Genomic DNA, 17,197 nt, shown 5'->3' on the forward strand with positions numbered 1-17,197 from the left:
CAGCGCCGGGTTGGTGCTCCACGGCCCCCGGGATCATGCTTGTCAGAAGAGCCCCGGCCGTGCAGGTTCCCGAAGGACGAGATGAGCGGCGATGGAGCGACTTCCCACCCATCCTGGTGAGCGGCCACACGAGTCGGACGCCTCCCCCGGTCCGGCCCGCACGGCCACCGCCACGGCCACGGCCACGGCCACGGCGACCGTCGACGCGCGGGGCATCGTGACGGGGTGGAGCGAAGGCGCCCGGCAGCTGCTGGGCTACCTGCCCTCGGAGATCCTGGGACAGCCCGCCGCCCGCCTGCTCGCCGCCGGTGCCAGCGCCGGCGCCGGCGTGGCGGCGCTGCGGGACGCGGCCGGACAGGAGCGGTGGAGCGGCACCGTGGCACTGCGGCACCGCGACGGACGCCGGCTCCGGCAAGAACTGCTGGCGCACCGCCGTACGGCGGACGGCCCCGGCACCGAGTGGCTCGTGGTGTCCGCCGTGAGCGCCGCACCCCAGGGGCAGGCGCCTGCCGGTACGCCCGGAGGAAAGACACCCGAAGGAACAACGCCTGGCGCACAAGCAGCCGGAGGCGCGACGTCCGGGAGCGAGGCCTCCGGGAGCGAGGCGTACGGGGGCGGGCCGCCCGGGAGCGGTCAGCTGGGGGAATGGGTGTTTCGCCAGGCGCCCTGCGTCCTGGCCGTCTTCGACGCGGACCTGCGGCTGGTGCGGGCCAATGCCGGTATGGAGCAGGCGCTGTCCCTCACCGAGGACCAGATGCGCGGGCTGCGGCTGCCGGAGATCGCGCCGCATCCCGTGAGCGACGAGGCCGAGGCGAAGATGCGCCGGGTGCTGGAGGGCGCCGGCCCGCAGCACCTGCGCCCCGGCGCCGGCCCCGCGGGCACCGGGGCGGAACACGGCTGGTCGACCTCCCTCGTCCCGCTGAAGGACCCCGCCGGCCAGGTGCGCGCGGTGTGCCTGGCGGCGCACCCGCGGCGCCAGGAGCACCTCGCCCGGCAGCGGATGCTCCTGCTGAGCGAGGCCTCGGCCCGCATCGGCACTACCGCGGACAGCGGGCGCACCGCGCAGGAACTCGCCGACATCGCCGTCCCCCGGCTCGCGGACTTCGCCGCCGTCGACCTGCTGGACGCCCCCCGGCACGGCGGCGGGCCCTCCCCCGCCGCCCCGGCCGGGCTCCTGTCCATGACCCGCGCCGCGGTGCGCTCGGTCCTCGAGGACCGCCCCGCTCCCGCGGCCGGCGGGAAAACCCTCTACCCGGCCCTGTCACCGGTGGCCCGCTGCCTGGCCCAGGGCCACGGCGCCCTGTACGACGCCACCGACCCCGACCTCGTCCGGTGGGCGCGGCAGGACCCGGGGGCCGCCCGGCTCATGGGGAACGGAACGCACTCGGTGATGGTGGTGCCGATGCGGGCCCACGGCGCCACGCTCGGCGTGGCCCTCTTCGGCCGCAGCCGGCGCCCGGAGCCCTTCGAGGCGGACGACCTGTGGCTGGCCGAGGAACTCACCGCCAAGGCGGCCGTCGGCATCCACACCGCCCGCCGCGACAGCCGGGAGCACACCAGCACCATGACCCTGCAGCGCAGTCTGCTCCCGCAGACGCTGCCCGACCAGGGAGCCCTGGACATCGCCACCCGCTACCTGCCCGCCGGCACCCAGGCCGGCGTGGGCGGCGACTGGTTCGACGTCATCCCACTGTCCGGCGCGCGGGTGGCCCTCGTCGTGGGCGACGTGGTCGGCCACGGCATCCGTGCCTCCGCCACCATGGGCCGGCTGCGCACCGCGGTGCGCACCCTGGCCGACGTCGACCTGCCGCCCGACGAGCTGCTCACCCACCTCGACGACCTCGTCCTGCACCTGTCCGCCGACGAGGCCGGCACGGACGGCGCCGCCGAGAGCGCCGGAGGCATCGGCACCACCTGTCTGTACGCGGTCTACGACCCGGTCTCCCGCCGCTGCGCCTTCGCCCGGGCCGGCCACCCGCCGCCCGCCGCGGTCACCCCGGACGGCGCCGTCCGCTTCCTCGACGTCCCGGCCGGCCCGCCGCTGGGCCTGGGCGGCCTGCCGTTCGAGACCTTCGAGACCGACCTGCCCGAGGGCAGCCTCCTGGCCCTCTACACCGACGGTCTGCTCGCCGCCCGCGACCACGACATCGACGAGGCGCTGGACAAGATGTTCGCCGCTCTCGCCCGCCCCGCGCGGACCCTCGACACGGTCTGCGACAGAGTCCTCACCGCCATGCTCACCCACCGCCCCGACGACGACATCGCCCTGCTCGTCGCCCGCACCCGAGCCCTGCACGCCGACCGGGTCGCCGCCTGGGACCTGGCCTTCGACCCGGCCGTCGTCGCCCGCGCGCGCCGGCACGCCACCGACCAGCTGACCGCCTGGGGACTGGACGACGCCGCCTTCATCACCGAACTGACGGTCAGCGAACTGGTCACCAACGCCATCCGCTACGGCCGGCCGCCCATCCAGCTGCGGCTGATCCATGAGGAATCCACCCTGACCTGCGAGGTCTTCGACTCCAGCAGCACCGCCCCGCACATGCGGCGCGCCCGGACCTTCGACGAAGGCGGCCGAGGCCTGCTGCTGGTCGGCCAGCTCGCCCGGCGCTGGGGCACCCGCCACGCCCTCACCGGCAAGACCGTCTGGGCCGAACAGTCCCTCTCCCCCGGCTGACCGCCCGCCCGACCCGGAAAACGACCGCCCCCGCCCCCGCCCCCGGTGCCGGTGCCGGTGCCGGTGCCGGTGCCGGGGGCGGTGCCGGGGGCGGGGGCGGTGCCGGGGGCGGGGGCGGTGCCGGGGGCGGGGGCGGTGCCGGGGGCGGGGGCGGTGCCGGGGGCGGGGGCGGTGCCGGGGGCGGGGGCGGTGCCGGGGGCGGTGCCGGTGCCGGGGGCGGTGAGTTCGGCGGGGAGAACACGTCAAAGCCGTACGACGACCAGGGCGACGTCGTCCCGTCCGCCGCTGCTGACACCGAGGCGGGCGAGCAGCATGTCAGCCAGGCGTTCGGGAGCAAGACGGGTGTGGCGGGCGAGGGCGTCGGTGAGCCGGCGCAGGCCGGTGTCGATGTCCTCCCCCCGGCGCTCGACAAGCCCGTCGGTGTAGAGCACGAGGGTGTCTGCCGGGCTGTAGGGCAGCTCGGCCTGGGGGCGGGACATGTGGCGGGGACGGGCTCCCAGCGGGGGGTCGGTGGCCTGGTCGAGCAAGCCGAAGGAGCCGTCGGGGTGCACCAGAACGGGCGGGAGATGGCCGGCACTGCTGTAGCGGATGCGGTGGCCCCGGTTGTCGATGACGGCCAGGGCCGCGGTGGTGGCCAGCGCCCCCTCCACCGAGCGGGCATACAGGCCCAGTACCTCCAGCGCTCTGGCCGGCTCGCGCAGGGCGCGGACCGCCGCGGACAGGGCGCTGCGGAGCATGCCCATCGCCGCGGCGGCCTCCAGGCCGTGCCCGACGACGTCACCGACGGCCACGGCGAAGCCGTCGGGCAGATCGACCACGTCGTACCAGTCGCCGCACACGTTCAGGGACCCGGCGGCGGGCATGTAACGCACCGCGATGTCCTGGTGCCCCGCCAGGTCGGGCGAGCGCAGCATGGCCTCCTGCAGGGTGACGGCGACCTGGCGTTCCCGGGCGTGCGCCTTGCGCAGCTCCTCGTTCAGCTGCTGCAGTTCACGCGCCCGCGCATACAGCTCGGCCTCCATCGCCTCCCGCTCGCCCAGCACGCTGATCCTCTGCGCGCGCAGGGAGCGGGAGAGGACGAACTCGGTCACGTCCTCCACCCGGTGGATGATCCACTCCACCTGCCCGTCCGCCCCCAGCACCGGGGTGTTGATCGGCGACCACCACCGCTCCTCGAACACGCCCGGACGGCCGGTGACGGGGATGTCGTACTTCTGCACCGCCATGGTGTCCGGTTCCTTCGAACGCAGCACCCAGTGCAGGGAGGCATTGAGGTTGCGCACCCCGTCGGCACCCGGGTCCGCGGGATTGTCGGGGAAGGCGTCGAACAGATACCGCCCGACCAATTCCGCCCGCGTGCGGTTGGTCGCCACGAGGTAGGCCCGGTTGACATCCACGATCACCAGGTCGCGGCCCAGCACCAGATACGGGCTGGGCGTGGCGGCGAACAGCCCCCGGTAGTCGATCCGCTCCCTCACCACACGCTCTCCCTACCGCCCCGACACCGCGATCCGCACCCCGCCCACGAACCCACCCGGTCTCACCCGGATCCACTCGATCCCACCCGGTCTCACCCGGATCCACTCGATCCCACCCGGATCCGCCCGGTTCACTCGGTTCCACTCGATCACGACACGGGGCCGGCCGCGCTGCGGGAGCCCGGTGAGACCGGCGGACACCCGCGGCGCCGCCGCCCGCGACGCGATCAGCTCCACCAGCCGCAGGCCGGTGCGCGGCCGCGGGGGCCGGCGGCCGCGCGGTCTTCTTGGGCCGGCCGATCCGCCCGGCCCGGGTCCGCCCGCCGGCTGGACCGCGTCGCCCGGCGGGCGTTCCATCGAAGGGTGGCTCCTTTGCGTATCGACGTGCACGCCCACCTGTGGAGCGCTGGGTATCTCGACCGTCTCGAGCATCTGGGCAAGACCGGCACCGCCACCCAGCGCGGGATCGGCGCCGACGCGACCGAGACCGATCTGGAGCGCCGTTTCGCGCTGACGGACCGGGCGGGCATCGACCTCCAGGTGCTCTGCGTGGCACCGCACTCCCGCACCTGGCCGGGGAGTCCGACGCGGTGGCGCTGGCCGGCGCGGCGAACGAGTCGTACGCGCAGCTCGTGGCCCGCTTCCCCGAACGCTTCCGGGCCTTCGCCGCGCTGCCCCTGCCCCATGCCGACGCGGCCCTGCAAGAGCTCACCCGCGCCTTCGACGACCTCGGGGCGGTCGGTGTCGGCGTGACCACGACCGTGCTCGGCCGCACACTCGCCGATCCCCTCTTCCACCCCGTCTACGAGGAACTCGACCGGCGCGGCGCCGTCCTGTACATCCACCCGGCCGGCGAGGGCGCCGGGGGCGGACCGCCTCGTCCTCGGCACGGATTCCCCCTACGAGGACGGGGAGGTGTTCCTGCGGGCCGTGGACCACATCACCGACTCGGGGCTCACCCCGGAGGAAGCCACGATGACCCTCGACACCAACGCGGCGGACCTGCTCGGCCTGTCCGCGCCGTGAGACCGCGGAACGCCGCCCCTCCCACCGCTTCAGAGGCAGGAGAAACGTCAGCCGCTGCCGCCGGTGCCGCCGCGGCCGCCCATGCCGCCGCTCTCACAGCCGGGCCCGAGACAGATCCCGCCGGTGCCGCCCTTGCCGCCGCGGCCGCCGTCGCCGGTGCCCACCGCGGCCCCGCCCGTCCCGCCGGTGCCGCCGTTGGCGCTGCCGCCGCAGATCCCGGCGCAGATCCCGCCCTGCCCGCCGATACCGCCCTCACGGCCCGGCGCGCCGGTCGTACCGGTGCCGCCGTTGGCGCTGCCGCTGCACAGCCCGGCGCAGATCCCGCCCTGCCCGCCGTTGCTCCCGTTGACGGTCCCGTTGCAGTTGCCCGCACACACCCGGTCGCCGATCCGCACGCTCCCGTCGCCCACCTTGACGGTGCCCAACGACCCGCTGCCCAACGACCCACTGCCGAACAACCCGCTGCCGAACTGGCCGCCGCCGCCCGGCTGAGTGCCGCCGCCCGGCTGGGCGCTGCCGGCGGGAAGCTGCCGGGCGGCGGCCACCGCCGTCGTATGGCTCTGCGGTACCGGCGCCGCCATCGCGGCCGGCGCCAGCGCGCCGACCGCCACACCGGCGGTCAGGGCGGTCGAGACCGTGAGACCGAGACGGACCTTCCAAGAACGCATACGCATGGCATTCCTCTTTCCAGAGAATTATTTTCCGTACCGCGGTTTCCGCTGTATCGAATAAACCCGGCCGAGGTCCCCGCCGTCACGGCCCGTGAATTCGGGGCTTGACAGGAACGCCCCGGCCCGCACCGGGCCGGGGCGTTCAAAAATTTCCTCAGGATCCGAAGAGGGAATTCAGGCCCATCAGCGCGGCCCAGTCCCCGTCGCGGACCTGCTTGTCCCAGGTGTCGAACTCCTTCGCCGAGATCTTGTACTTCTTGACGACGTCGTCCTTCTCCGCCTGGCCCGACTCCACGGTCAGCACGATCCGTATCTTGTCCACGCCCGTGAGTTCCGACTTGGGCTTGTCGGGCAGGTCGCCGAACGTGAAGCAGCCGAGCCCGCCGAGTCCGCCGGGCTTGCCGGGCTCTCCCGGCCGGCCGGGCTCACCGCCCTTGCCGCCTTCCCCGCCCTTCCCGCCTTCCCCGCCCTTCCCGCAGTGGGACAAGTCGGCCGGGGCCGTCTGGCTGGTGCCTGTGACGGCACCCGGCGCCGCCTGGGCGGCGCACGCGGTGCCGGTGGCCAGGGCCACCGAGGCCACCGCCAGGACGAGCGGACGCTGCCAGCGAGTTCTGGACATGGGGGTTCTCCGTTTTCCTTGAAGCAAGGCTGTGGTTCTGCGGGCGCCGCGCCGGCCGTCCGGCTCCGCGCACTGGCCAATGGGGGTACGGGGGTGGGGAGTGGGAGTGGGGGGTGGGGGGTGGGGGTGGGGGTTCCTGGAGGGGGAGGTGGGGGCGGAGGCCGTACGGACCTCCGCCCCCACCGGGGCGGGACGGTCAGAAGATGCTGCCGCCGCCGGCGCCACCGGCGCCGCCCAGGCCGCCGAGGAGGACACCGAGCCCGCCCGCGCCGCCCTTGCCGCCGTTGCCGCCCTCGAAGACACCGAAGCCGCCGTTGCCGCCCTTGCCTCCGTTGCCGCCGATGAAGCCGTCGCCGCCGGAGCCGCCGGAGCCGGCGCTGCCGCCGAACAGGCCGGTGCCGCCGTCGCCGCCCCTGCCTCCGTCACCGCCGATGACACCGTCGCCACCGCCACCACCGCCGCCGCCACCGCCGCCGGACAGAATGCCGTCGCCGCCGTCGCCGCCCTTGCCTCCGTCACCGCCGACGCCCAGGACGCTGCCGCCGCCGGAGCCCCCGGAGCCCCCGCCCCCGCCGATGAAGCCGCCGCCTCCGTCACCGCCGTCACCGCCGGCGCCGCCGCCGTGGACGAAGCTCACGACATGCGCGGCGGGCATCGGGGCGGCCATCGCGGCGGACGCCGGAAGGACGATGCCCCCGGTGATCACCGCGGCCGAGGCGGCGAGTGTCGCAAGGCGGAAGCCCCGGCGCTTGGGACGGACGTCGCTCTGGGTGTGAAAAATACGGGTCATGGGTTTTCTCCTACCGATACAGGGGGCTCTTCTGCCTGCCCCGGGAATTCGGGACGGCGATCGGCGGACCGTTTTGCCGGGACCGCCACACCGGGACAACTTGCGGTTTCGGTGAAAGAGACAACCCTCCGCGAGGATTTCCGTCCTACCGTCCTGCCTCATTTCTTTTCCGGATTTCCGTTCCGGTGAGGCCCGCACTTCAAGTAGGCCCCACGGGCATCGCACGGTCACGTTCCGAGGACTCGTGACTTGACCAAGCGGAATCAATCGGGTAAAGCGCGCAAAAAGACGCCGCACGGTGGTCCTGGGACACCATGCGGCGTATGCGCGCCGCCCCTCGACAGCCCCCCGCCTCACCGCACTTCACGGGCCCCTCGGGCCCGGGCGGCGCTGCCGGACACCGGGCGGCGACCGGCGCTGCTAGGACCCCTCCGGGCCGGGCGGTTGCTGTTGCTGCTCCTCCTGCGGTTCCTGCTGCTGTTGCTGGTCCTCCTGCGGTTGCTGCTGTTCCTGCCCTGTATCGGCGGGCGCGGGTCCGGAATTCTCAGGCGCCGTGTTCTGGGGCGCGGACGTCTTCGGCCCGGGCTCTAAGGAGGACGGGGCGGAGGACGGCTCCTGCGGCTTCGAGGACTCCCCGGACGACGGCGCCGACTGCTGCGACGACGGCGGTGACGACGGCTCGGAGGAGCCTGGCGAGGACGGCCCGGACGACGGAGAGGACGGCTTGCCCGACTCCGACGAGGACTTGTCCTTCGACGGCGACGACTCCTTGTCGGACGCCGACGGTGACGACGGCTTCGACGGCTCGGACGACTTCGACGACTTCGACGACTTGCCCGACTCGGACGGCTTGGACGGCTTACCCGACTCAGAAGACTTGCCCGACTCGGACGACTTCGACGGCTTACCCGACTCGGACGACTTCGACGGCTTACCCGGCTCAGACGACTTCGACGGCTTACCCGACTCAGACGGCTTGGACGGCTTACCCGACTCAGAAGACTTGCCCGACTCGGACGACTCGGACGGCTTGGACGGCGTACCCGGTCCCGGCGAGGTTTTGCCGTTCGAGGGTGTCTGTTCCTTGCCTGGCGTGGACGGCCCTGTCGGAGGCGGGGGCGGGGGTGGTGTCGTCTTCCTGTCGTGCTCGCCGCGGTGGTCGCCCTGGTCGCGGGTGAACCAGTCGCCCTTCTCCGGGCCTGCCACGACGAACTTCTTCACCGGGCGGGGCGCGGGCGCGACGACGACGACGTGCGAGGGCCGGTAGCCCGACCACGACTCGCCCACCGGCTTGGGGTCGGTCTGCTGCGCGGCCGGCGGTGTCATCGGGTTCCCGCAGGCGCAGCGCACCCGCGGTACTCCGCGGTCGTCGACCAGGACGGCGGTACCCGCCTGCAGCACGGCCTGGTAGCTGGTGGCGGAGCCGTTGCGGTAGCCGTGGTTGGTGACCCGGGTGTCCGCCCGGAGCTGTACGGGGGTGAGGGTGCGCAGATAGCCGGGGACGGCGGAGGGCTGGATGCCCAGCACCGAGGCGAAGGCCGCGTTCTTCGACGGGGCCGCCTTGAGGGCGGTGATCTGCTTCTCCACGTCGCAGCTGGCGACGTTGCGTGTCCCGCCGTAGAGGCCGGGGGCGTCACCGTTCACGCTCTGTGCCGCGTTGCCCGCGGCTGTGGAGGGCAGCGAGGGTGTCGCCGTCGGTGCGGCGCTCTCCTTCGCGGTCGACTCCGTGAACGGATCCGCGCCCGTGCTCCCGGCGGACTGCAGGAAGACCTCGCCCCGCTGCTGGTTCGAGATGCCGTCGGAACGGGTGAACACGAGGATCAGGGCCACCGCCGCCACGATGGCGGTGGCGACCACGGCCACCCGGGGCGCGGACTTCCACCACGGGTGGTGCGGGCCCCCGTCGCCGCCCGGGCCTTCGCCGCCGGGCGGCGGGGGCGGCGGTCCCGACCGCCCGCCGCCGCCGGGGCGGGTTTCGGCGTCCGGGGGTGTGGGCCGGTTCGGCTGGGAGGGACCCGCCAGCGGCCCCGACGGAGGACCTTTGGGACGGTCGGACGACGGTCCGGACGGCGACGGTAGGACGCTCACGAGCTCCACTCCCGGCATCGGGGTCTGCGGCACACAGGCCGGCGGCACAGCCTCAGGAAACCCGCAACACAACCTCCTGCCGTCGGCCCCGCGCCCTCCCCCTCGCCTCTCCGCCTCACCGGTTCCTCTTCACCCCATTGTGTGCGGCCCTCCCGCACACCTCGCAAGCCGACGGCCCCGCGCACCGGCAGGAGCGGACACGGCCCGCCCAGGCGGGCGGCGTACGGCCGGACGGGTGTACGCCGCGCGGCCAACCGGGGGTACGGCGTGCGGTTAACCGGGGGTACGGCCGAAGACCGGCCGGGCCCACCGGGGCGGATCCGGCACCGGGCCGGGTGCCGGAGCGGGTGCCGGGGCGGCTTCGGCGACCATGGGCACCACCTGGGTCGGCGCGTGCACGTCCTTGCCGCGAGCGGCGCCGGCGCCGGCGCCGCTCGCGGCGGCCCGCAGTGCCGCCACGAACTCCAGGCAGGAGTCGTAACGGTCCTCGGGGACCTTCGCCAGGGCCTTGGCCAGTACGCCGTCCAGCGCCGGCGGGATGCCCTGCCGTTGCTCGCTCAGGGGCGGGGGCTGGTCGTACTGGTGTGCCCACAGCAGCGCCATGTCGTCGTCCCGCTGGAAGGGCGGGCCGCCCGCGAGGGTCTCGTAGACGACGCAGGCGAAGCCGTACAGGTCGCACCGGCCGTCCACCGGGCGGCCGGAGATCTGCTCCGGGGCCACGTAGTCGAGCGTGCCGACGAACTCGCCGACGGTCGTGAACCCGGTCAGCGACAGCGACTTCTTCGTCAGCCCGAAGTCCGTGAGGTAGACGTACTCGGGGTGATCGCTGTCCGTGCCCCGGGCCACCAGGATGTTGCCGGGCTTGACGTCCCGGTGCACCAGGTCGTGTTCATGGGCCGCGTCCAGCGCCGACGCCACCTGCCCGGCGATCCGCAGCGCGGCCGGCACCGGCAGCGGGCCGTCCCGGTCGAGCAGGGCCCGCAGATCCAGCCCCGAGACGTACCGCATGGCGATGTACAGGACACCGTCCGTCTCACCGGCCTCGAAGACCGGCACGATGTGCGGGTGGTCGATCGCGGCGGCCACCCGCGACTCGTGCGTGAAGCGGCGCCGGAAGGTGTCGTTGCGGGCCAGTTCCGGGGCGAGCAGCTTCAGCGCGACCGTACGGTCCAGACGCAGGTCCTTGGCGCAGTACACGACGGCCATGCCCCCGCGGCCGATCTCGCGCTCCACCCGGTAGCCCGCGATCTGCGCCCCGATCAGGCCCGAGGCCCGGCCGGAGTACAGCTCCATCCCCCCCGACGCCGCACCCATCACACACCGCCGGCCCACCGTGCGAGCGCCCCGGGACAAACCCCCGCGCCACCGGAACCGGCTCCCGGAGCGAATCCCGGCGCAGCCGTGTGGACGGGCCGCTCACCCATGCCCGAATTCTATCCAGCGCTCCCCCGGGCCGCTTGATCACGGCCGGTGCGCAGGCGGGCATCCCGGACGTGGCGCCGGCCCAGCGGTTCACGGCCGGGCGGCGTGAGGTGCGCAGGCCTCATCCGCCAGGGCGTGCCCAGGCCTCATCGGCCAGGGCGTGCCGCAGGCTGCCGCCCCCTGCCCTCCGCGCCCTGCTCGCCCTGCTCGCCGCGCCCTGCCCTCCACGGCCTGCCCTCTGCGGCCTGCACGCGGAGAGGGCGCGAGCGGGTCAGGGCCGGGAGAGCCAGTCGGTGTAGCGGGTGGGGGCGAGGCGGGCGTTCTTGTCGGTGAGGACGTCACCCTTGACGGCGGCGAACATGCCGGCGGTGGGGTCGGTGACGACGGTGCGGCTGTCGCCCTTGTGGGACAGGGTGATCCGGCCCAGCTCGTCCAGGGGGAAGATCTCGGGGCCGGCGATGTTGCGGATGCCGTTCAGCGGGGCGCCCACGGCGACCTCCGCCACCGCGCTGGCCACGTCCTTGGAGGCGATCGGCTGGATCGGCGTGGCGGGCAGCCGGACGGTGTCGCCGTCGGCGGTCCAGGACAGGACGGCGTCCATGAAGTCCATGAACTGCGTCGCCCGGACGATCGAGTAGGGGATCGGCCCGGCCGCGAGGATGTTCTCCTGGAGCGCCTTGGCCCGGTAGTAGTCCAGCTCCGGCACCTGGTCCGTGCCGACGATCGAGAGGATGACGAAGTGGCCGGCGCCGCCCTTGTGGGCCGCGGCCAGAAGGTTGTCCATCGAGGTCTGGAAGAAGGCCGGGGAGGCTTCGTCGAAGGTCGGGGAGTTCGTCAGGTTGACGACGACGTCGGCTCCCGCCACCGCCTTGTCCAGTCCCTGGCCGCTGATGATGTCGACTCCGGTGGACTGCGAGTGCGGTACCGCCTCGTGCCCGGCGGCGTTCAGATCCTTGACGACCTGCGACCCGATCAGCCCGGTACCGCCGATGACTGCGATCTTCATGACATACCTTTCGTCGGAACTATGTCCGGAATATTCCACATGAACCCGCATGCGGGCGCGGCGAGGAACGGCGCCCCGGCCCGCCGGGGGGCGGGCGGCGTCAGTGACCGCCGACGAACGTGACCGTCTCGCCCAGCGGCGCGCGGCCCGTACGGGCGCAAGCCGCCCCGGCGTCCTCGAATCCGATCGACATGCCGCAGAAGAGGATCAGCCCATCCGGGGGCGAGAGGACCTCCGCGACGGTCCTGTGGTACTTCGCCCATGCCATCTGCGTGCAGCTGTGCAGCCCTTCGGCGCGCAGCAGCAGCATGACGGTCTGCAGATACATGCCGGCGTCGGACCATTGCGGCCGGCCCAGGTCACGGTCGATGTAGCAGAACAGGGCGGCGGGCGCGCCGAAACACTCCCAGTTCGCGGAAGCGGCCCTCTGGCGCGCCTCCAGGTCCTCGCGCGAAATGCCGAGTGCGCCGTAGCGCTGCTCACCGAAGGCGGACCGGCGTTCGCGGTAGGGGGACTTCAGCGCGGGCGGGTACTGCTCGTACTCCGGCTCGTCCCAGGGGTCGCCCGCGGCCAGGCGCTCGCCGGCGCGCTTCTTGAGTTCGGCCAGCGGCCCGCCGGTCAGTACGTAGGCGTGCCACGGCTGGAGGTTCGATGCGGACGGCGCCCAGGCCGCGGCGGACAGCACGCGCTCCAGCACCTCTTCCGGGACCTGCCGGCCAGTGAATCCGCGCACCGCCCGCCGGCTCGTGACCGCCTCATAGACGTCCAAGATCGCCCGCCTCCCGTTCGCTCAGCACATCCATCTCTGTCACACTCGATAAAGTATCACTCAATACTATCTCGTGTATAACTATCTCTGCGTACGAATCCTCCGCCCCGGGTTCCCCGGCCCGGGCACCGCCCTTTGGAGAACGTCCATGGCCACGCTGCTGCACATCGACTCGTCCGTGTTCCCCGGCGAGGCGTCCTCGTCCCGTTCCGTCGCGGACGCCTTCCGCAAGGCCTGGCAGGAGCAGCACCCGCAGGGCACGGTCATCTACCGCGACCTCGCCGCCAGCCCTGTCCCGCACATCACCGCCGACGCCTGGTCCGCCGGTTACGCCGCCCCGTGCGAGCACACCCCCGGGCAGTCCGCCGCGTTCGCCGCGCGCGTGGAGCTCATCGAGGAACTGGAGCAGGCCGACGCCGTCCTGATCGGCGCCCCCATGTACAACTACTCGATCCCCTCGACCCTCAAGGCATGGCTGGACAACGTGCTGCTGCTCGGCCGCACCGCGGGCCCGGCCCCCTCCGCCCAGGGCACCCCGGCCGTCGTCGTCGCCAGCCGCGGCGGCTCCTACGCGCCCGGCACCCCGCGCGAGGGTTTCGAGTTCGTACAGAACTACCTGGAGGCCGTCCTCCAGGGCACCCTCGGCCTGGACCTGGACTTCATCGTCCCGGAACTCACCATGGCCCCCCGCAACCCGGCCATGTCCGAACTGGTCCCCCTCTACGAGGCCTCCCGCGAGCGCGCCTTCCAGGACGCGAGCGCCAAGGCCAAGCAACTCGCGAAGCGCCTCGCCGCGTGACCCCGGCCGGGCGGCGCCCGGCCGCTCCGCACGCGGCGCAGGCGCAGGCAGGCGCAGGCAGGTACAGGTGCAGGCAGGTGCGGGTGCGGGTGCGTTCCGGCTGCGGCGGTGCGTGCGCGGCTGCGGCGGTGCGCTGCGCGCAGTCCATGGCGGTGCGGGCCGGGCGCACCAGGCGTCCGTCCCGGCCGTGCCTACGGCCCGCCCTCGCCAGGGCCGCCTTCGCGGCACCGACCGCCACACCGGCAGCCCTGCGGGCTATGGCGGCCCCGGCGAGGGCGGGGGACTCCGGCCTGAAGCCCTCGCCGGCCGGCGCGCCGCGGCCGCGGACCCCCGGCCCACGTGCGGGCCGTGTTGTCCTGCCGCCGCCGCGCGCGATCAGAGGCACACCCGCACGGACGGCGGGCCGGCGGGCGGGCGCCGAAAGAGCCCCGTCATCCACGCCGGCCCAAAGGCGGTTCGCCGAGGAGAGCAAGCTCGTCATCGCCGGGAGCCCGGAAGAACTTCACGTACTCCTCGAGCAACTCGCGGCCGACCGGGACGGTCCCCGGCCCGCCCTCCCGGCTGCGGCTTCGAGACGGCGGCACAGCTCATCAGCCGGGGCGGCCAGGCAGTGCAGTTCAACCCAAACGCCGAGTGCGCGCGCTCCCGCACGCTTCTCGTCCCGCTCACAACGCGCCCAGAAGCCGAACTCCAGGATCACCGTCCGTCCCAGCCTCAGCAGCTCCCGGGCATGCTCCCACAACCGCCCCTCGAGCCGGTCGCGCGCCCGCTCATCGAACAGGTCGATGCCGAGAGCCGCCATCCATTCGTCCGGGCACAGACGCACCACCGGGATCCTGCCGGCCAGGCGCCCTGCCAGCGTCGTCTTCCCCGAGCCAGGAAGCCCGCACAGCAAGATCACGACCAGGGCACGCCGCCATCAGACGCCTCCACCGCACCACTGCCGCAAGGCCACTCCGGCATGCTCGCGCAACCGCTCCACCGAACGGAAACGGTTTCCGCCGGACAGACCCGTGAGATGCGCAGCGGCCAAACGCGCCCGCGCGGCAGGCGGCCGGTGCGCGGGCGCGCTTACACCTGGCCGCCTGCGGGATAGGCGAACCGGGTCAGCAGATCCGTCAGCCGCTCAGGCTCGCCGGGCCCCAGTTCGGCAACCAGACGCCCGGCCAGCGGCTCCGCCGCCACATGAGCCGCATCGAAAAGCTCCACGCCCTCGGGCGTGATCTCCACCGCCCGCACCCGCCGGTCCCCCGGAACACTCCTGCGCACGGCCAGCCCCTTGCGCTCCAGGTCGTCCACGACCCGCATGATTCCCGCCTTGTCCGACCCCGTCGCCGCCGCCAGGTCCCGCTGCACCGTGGGCCCGCGGTCGACCAGCACGATCAGCACCGCGAAATGCCGCAACTCGACGCCGAGCGGCCGAAGCGCCTCCTCCATCACCGCGGCCGCGCGCCAGTGCGCCCGGCGCAGCAGCAGGCCGAGAGCGAAAGGCGAGGCGTCCCCGGGGCGGTCGGTCACACGCGAGGCGGTGGCTGTGTGCGCAACGTCGGCGGTCATGAGACCACATTACAACCATCTATTCTTTCGATACGGTCTCATTTGAAACTAAATGCGGGTATGTCCGCTACGGCCCTGTCACCTCACGCCGCAGAGCCGGCCAAGACCGCGGGGCGGCCCGCCGCCCGCGGCCGGTTACACCGGCAGGCAGTCCAGGCGTGCCGTCAGCCGGGCCCTGCCCGACCGGTCCAGCCAGGTGCCGACGTCCATGAGGCCGGCGTGAGCCTCCCGCCAGGATGCGCAGCGGATGCCGCAGCAGGTCTCGCTCGCCCCGGTGAACACCTTCACCGCCTCAGGGGTGCTCCCGCAGGACGCGGGCGGGCGGCCCCCGCGCTCCTCCCGCCGCGGGCCCCGGCCCCCGGTCCGATCCCGACCGAACGGCACACCCCGGCCGGCGCGCCCGCGGGCATCGCCGTCACCGCCGCCTACCCGTACGACACCGCCGGCAAGACGCCCGCCACCCATCCGGCCGGGCAGCCGACCGCCCTGCCAAAGGCCGCCCCGGACGCCACCGCCACGCCCCCGGGCCGGCCGGGCGGCGCAGCCAGGCCGCCGCTCGCCCCGGCCTCCGCTCGCCCCGGCCGCGGCCCGCCGGGGGTACTGCGGGAATGCGTCATACGGTCTCCTCCAGCCCGCCGGGGGACAGCGGGTGACGGGCCCGGGCCCGACCTGTGCTCGCCGCGCCCCCGGCGGCCAGGACCAGTCCGGTCACCGCGGCCACGGCCGCGACCGCATAGGAGCGCCTCCTGCGGGCGCCTCCCGTCCGCGTGGACTTCGCGCGGACGAACCCCGGCGCCCCAGCCCGGCCCCGAACGTCGCAGAGGTCGCAGAGGTCGCAGAGGTCGCAGAGGTCGCAGAGGTCTTCGAGAGCGCCTCGAACGATCTCCCGAACCGGGCGAAGCGTTCGCTGCCGAGTGCTTCAATAGCCCCCGGCAGAACCTGAATCGACCAGCACCGGCCGGCAGGGAGCGAGCACGGGGATGCGGAAGTCGTACTACGCGGCACACGTCTACATGATCCTGGGAGTGGTCTCCGGGCTGTACTACCGGGAGTTCACCAAAGCCAACGATTTCACCGGCGACACCCAGCTGGCGCTCATGCACACCCACCTGCTCGCGCTGGGCATGCTGGGCTTCCTCATCATCCTCGCCCTGGACAAGCAGTTCACCCTGTCCGGGACGAAACTGTTCACGTACTTCTTCTGGTTCTACAACGCGGGCATCGCGATCACCGTCGCCATGATGTTCGTCCACGGCACCCAGACCGTACTCGGCGACCACGTCCCCAAGGCCGTACCGCTGACCGCGGGCCTGGGACACATCCTGCTCACAGCGGGGCTCATCCTGCTGTTCGTACTGCTCGGCAAGCGGCTCAACGAATCCGCCGGAGCCGGCCCCGCCGAACCGGAACAGAACAGGGAAACAGCCAAAAGCCCCACCTGAAAGCCCCGCCTGAAAGCCCGCCCCGAGAGCCCCGAGAAGCCCGGCCAGAGAAGCCCGGCCCGAGAAGCCCGGCCTTCGAACCGGCCGCCTCCCGGACAGGGCCGGCCGTTCATCCCCGGCAGGACGGGGCGGGCCGGCCGTCTCAGACGGACTGGGCCGCCGGACCCGGCAGCACGCCGGTCAGGGCGGCCGCCCGCAGTACGCCGGATCCGGGGCACGGCGGCCCGCCCCGGTGAGGGCGGCCAGGCCGTGCCAGCCACTCCACAGGACCTCCGCGAACAGTGCCCCGTCGCCGCCGGCCGCAGTACGCCCTGCGCCGCGTGAAGGCGCCGGGAGAACGAGCGCCGGCAACTGCCGGGTCAGCGGGCCCTGGAGCCCTGTTGAGCACACGGCTGCCGTAGAGGTGGATCCACAGCCGGACACAGACCGAGCCGACCCACCCGATCCAGCAGCACACCAGCGAGGATGCGCCGCTACCCTGATCCGGGCCCACACAGACACAGGACAGGAGCATGACACTGCCACGAGCCCCCTTCGCCGGGCCCCCGTGCCAGCGGGAACCCTCACTCCGCAGGCCGCACGGCGACCGGGTGACCACTCACGCGAAAGCCCGAACACCCGCAGCCATAGCCCTCGTTCTCACCCCAGACACCCGCCTTCCCCCAAAAGACGGACAAGCCGACATCCACCCCGACCCGCTCAGTGAACCCCCGCCCCCCTCCAGACAGAGCCACGGCCACCACCAGACAAACCCGCTATCCGGAACCCAGCACACATCGCCCGACACGGCGCACCACGACTGACAGAACATGCCCAGCACGCACCCGAACACCAGCACCACCTCAGGCACCCG

14 protein-coding genes and 2 pseudogenes are annotated in these 17,197 nt (G+C 73.2%); 4 read left to right on the forward strand and 12 right to left on the reverse strand.

Translation table 11 applies throughout. The features are described 5' to 3' along the window. Positions 1-91 precede the first annotated feature (91 nt). On the forward strand, positions 92-2,677 hold the full coding sequence (locus tag OG819_RS57745; RefSeq protein WP_266658246.1) for a SpoIIE family protein phosphatase: 2,586 nt from the start codon (positions 92-94) through the stop codon (positions 2,675-2,677). Between the two features lie 242 nt (positions 2,678-2,919). Here the strand turns inward: OG819_RS57745 and OG819_RS57750 are convergent, their stop codons facing one another. Together OG819_RS57750 and OG819_RS57755 are read right to left on the reverse strand one after the other, a co-directional pair. Continuing rightward, on the reverse strand, positions 2,920-4,155 hold the full coding sequence (locus OG819_RS57750) for a SpoIIE family protein phosphatase (RefSeq protein WP_266653064.1): 1,236 nt from the start codon (positions 4,153-4,155) through the stop codon (positions 2,920-2,922). 12 nt (positions 4,156-4,167) lie between these two features. After that, complete coding sequence (locus OG819_RS57755; RefSeq protein ID WP_266658248.1) at positions 4,168-4,512, reverse strand: hypothetical protein; 345 nt, start codon at positions 4,510-4,512, stop codon at positions 4,168-4,170. A gap of 41 nt (positions 4,513-4,553) precedes the next feature. Here OG819_RS57755 and OG819_RS59045 point away from each other — a divergent pair. Next, positions 4,554-4,958, forward strand: a pseudogene (locus tag OG819_RS59045) (amidohydrolase family protein); the annotation flags it as partial. A 270-nt stretch (positions 4,959-5,228) separates the two neighbouring features. Here the strand turns inward: OG819_RS59045 and OG819_RS57765 are convergent. From OG819_RS57765 to OG819_RS57795, 7 genes and pseudogenes are all read right to left on the reverse strand, one after another. After that, a complete protein-coding gene (locus OG819_RS57765) occupies positions 5,229-5,855 on the reverse strand; it encodes a hypothetical protein (RefSeq protein ID WP_266655605.1) in 627 nt (208 codons plus the stop codon). A gap of 151 nt (positions 5,856-6,006) precedes the next feature. Next, positions 6,007-6,471: a DUF1153 domain-containing protein gene (locus OG819_RS57770; protein WP_266653066.1), complete on the reverse strand. Its 465-nt coding sequence runs from the start codon at positions 6,469-6,471 to the stop codon at positions 6,007-6,009. A 196-nt stretch (positions 6,472-6,667) separates the two neighbouring features. Then, on the reverse strand, positions 6,668-7,261 hold the full coding sequence (locus OG819_RS57775) for a hypothetical protein (protein ID WP_266638918.1): 594 nt from the start codon (positions 7,259-7,261) through the stop codon (positions 6,668-6,670). Between the two features lie 1,122 nt (positions 7,262-8,383). After that, positions 8,384-9,367 (reverse strand): annotated as a pseudogene (locus OG819_RS57780) (DUF6777 domain-containing protein); the annotation flags it as partial. Positions 9,368-9,622: 255 nt separating this feature from the next. After that, positions 9,623-10,642 (reverse strand): serine/threonine-protein kinase, encoded by a 1,020-nt coding sequence (locus OG819_RS57785; protein WP_266638919.1) that lies wholly within the window; start codon positions 10,640-10,642, stop codon positions 9,623-9,625. 400 nt (positions 10,643-11,042) lie between these two features. Then, positions 11,043-11,777 carry an SDR family oxidoreductase gene (locus OG819_RS57790; RefSeq protein WP_266638920.1) on the reverse strand — a complete coding sequence of 245 codons (735 nt, stop codon included), beginning with the start codon at positions 11,775-11,777 and terminating at the stop codon, positions 11,043-11,045. A 100-nt stretch (positions 11,778-11,877) separates the two neighbouring features. Further along, a complete protein-coding gene (locus OG819_RS57795) occupies positions 11,878-12,546 on the reverse strand; it encodes a nitroreductase (RefSeq protein ID WP_266638921.1) in 669 nt (222 codons plus the stop codon). A gap of 148 nt (positions 12,547-12,694) precedes the next feature. Between OG819_RS57795 and OG819_RS57800 the strand changes: the two genes are divergently transcribed. Next, entirely contained in the window at positions 12,695-13,345 is a 651-nt protein-coding gene (locus OG819_RS57800) for an FMN-dependent NADH-azoreductase (protein WP_266638922.1), read from the forward strand. A 502-nt stretch (positions 13,346-13,847) separates the two neighbouring features. Here the strand turns inward: OG819_RS57800 and OG819_RS57805 are convergent. The 3 genes from OG819_RS57805 to OG819_RS57815 all read right to left on the reverse strand — a co-directional run bounded on the left by OG819_RS57805 (position 13,848) and on the right by OG819_RS57815 (position 15,190). Beyond that, positions 13,848-14,246, reverse strand: coding sequence for an ATP-binding protein (locus OG819_RS57805; RefSeq protein WP_266638923.1), 399 nt, complete (start codon positions 14,244-14,246; stop codon positions 13,848-13,850). A 170-nt stretch (positions 14,247-14,416) separates the two neighbouring features. After that, the gene (locus tag OG819_RS57810) at positions 14,417-14,902 is read right to left on the reverse strand and encodes a MarR family winged helix-turn-helix transcriptional regulator (protein WP_266638924.1); all 486 of its coding nucleotides are present in this window, start codon (positions 14,900-14,902) and stop codon (positions 14,417-14,419) included. Between the two features lie 135 nt (positions 14,903-15,037). Continuing rightward, complete coding sequence (locus OG819_RS57815) at positions 15,038-15,190, reverse strand: hypothetical protein (RefSeq protein WP_266638925.1); 153 nt, start codon at positions 15,188-15,190, stop codon at positions 15,038-15,040. A gap of 692 nt (positions 15,191-15,882) precedes the next feature. Here OG819_RS57815 and OG819_RS57820 point away from each other — a divergent pair. Then, entirely contained in the window at positions 15,883-16,344 is a 462-nt protein-coding gene (locus OG819_RS57820; protein ID WP_266638926.1) for a DUF2871 domain-containing protein, read from the forward strand. Positions 16,345-17,197 lie beyond the last annotated feature (853 nt).

It is taken from the genome of Streptomyces sp. NBC_01549 (assembly GCF_026339955.1).
In the GTDB taxonomy this organism is placed as follows: domain Bacteria; phylum Actinomycetota; class Actinomycetes; order Streptomycetales; family Streptomycetaceae; genus Streptomyces.

What these genes read in the sequence shown, in the direction of transcription:
- OG819_RS57785 (WP_266638919.1), bottom strand. Translation starts at nt 10,642, where the DNA reads ATGGAGCTGTACTCCGGCCGGGCCTCGGGCCTGATCGGGGCGCAGATC.
- OG819_RS57790 (WP_266638920.1), bottom strand. Translation starts at nt 11,777, where the DNA reads ATGAAGATCGCAGTCATCGGCGGTACCGGGCTGATCGGGTCGCAGGTC.
- OG819_RS57810 (WP_266638924.1), bottom strand. Translation starts at nt 14,902, where the DNA reads ATGACCGCCGACGTTGCGCACACAGCCACCGCCTCGCGTGTGACCGAC.
- OG819_RS57800 (WP_266638922.1), top strand. Translation starts at nt 12,695, where the DNA reads ATGGCCACGCTGCTGCACATCGACTCGTCCGTGTTCCCCGGCGAGGCG.
- OG819_RS57755 (WP_266658248.1), bottom strand. Translation starts at nt 4,512, where the DNA reads ATGGAACGCCCGCCGGGCGACGCGGTCCAGCCGGCGGGCGGACCCGGG.
- OG819_RS57765 (WP_266655605.1), bottom strand. Translation starts at nt 5,855, where the DNA reads ATGCGTATGCGTTCTTGGAAGGTCCGTCTCGGTCTCACGGTCTCGACC.
- OG819_RS57770 (WP_266653066.1), bottom strand. Translation starts at nt 6,471, where the DNA reads ATGTCCAGAACTCGCTGGCAGCGTCCGCTCGTCCTGGCGGTGGCCTCG.
- OG819_RS57775 (WP_266638918.1), bottom strand. Translation starts at nt 7,261, where the DNA reads ATGACCCGTATTTTTCACACCCAGAGCGACGTCCGTCCCAAGCGCCGG.
- OG819_RS57820 (WP_266638926.1), top strand. Translation starts at nt 15,883, where the DNA reads ATGCGGAAGTCGTACTACGCGGCACACGTCTACATGATCCTGGGAGTG.
- OG819_RS57745 (WP_266658246.1), top strand. Translation starts at nt 92, where the DNA reads ATGGAGCGACTTCCCACCCATCCTGGTGAGCGGCCACACGAGTCGGAC.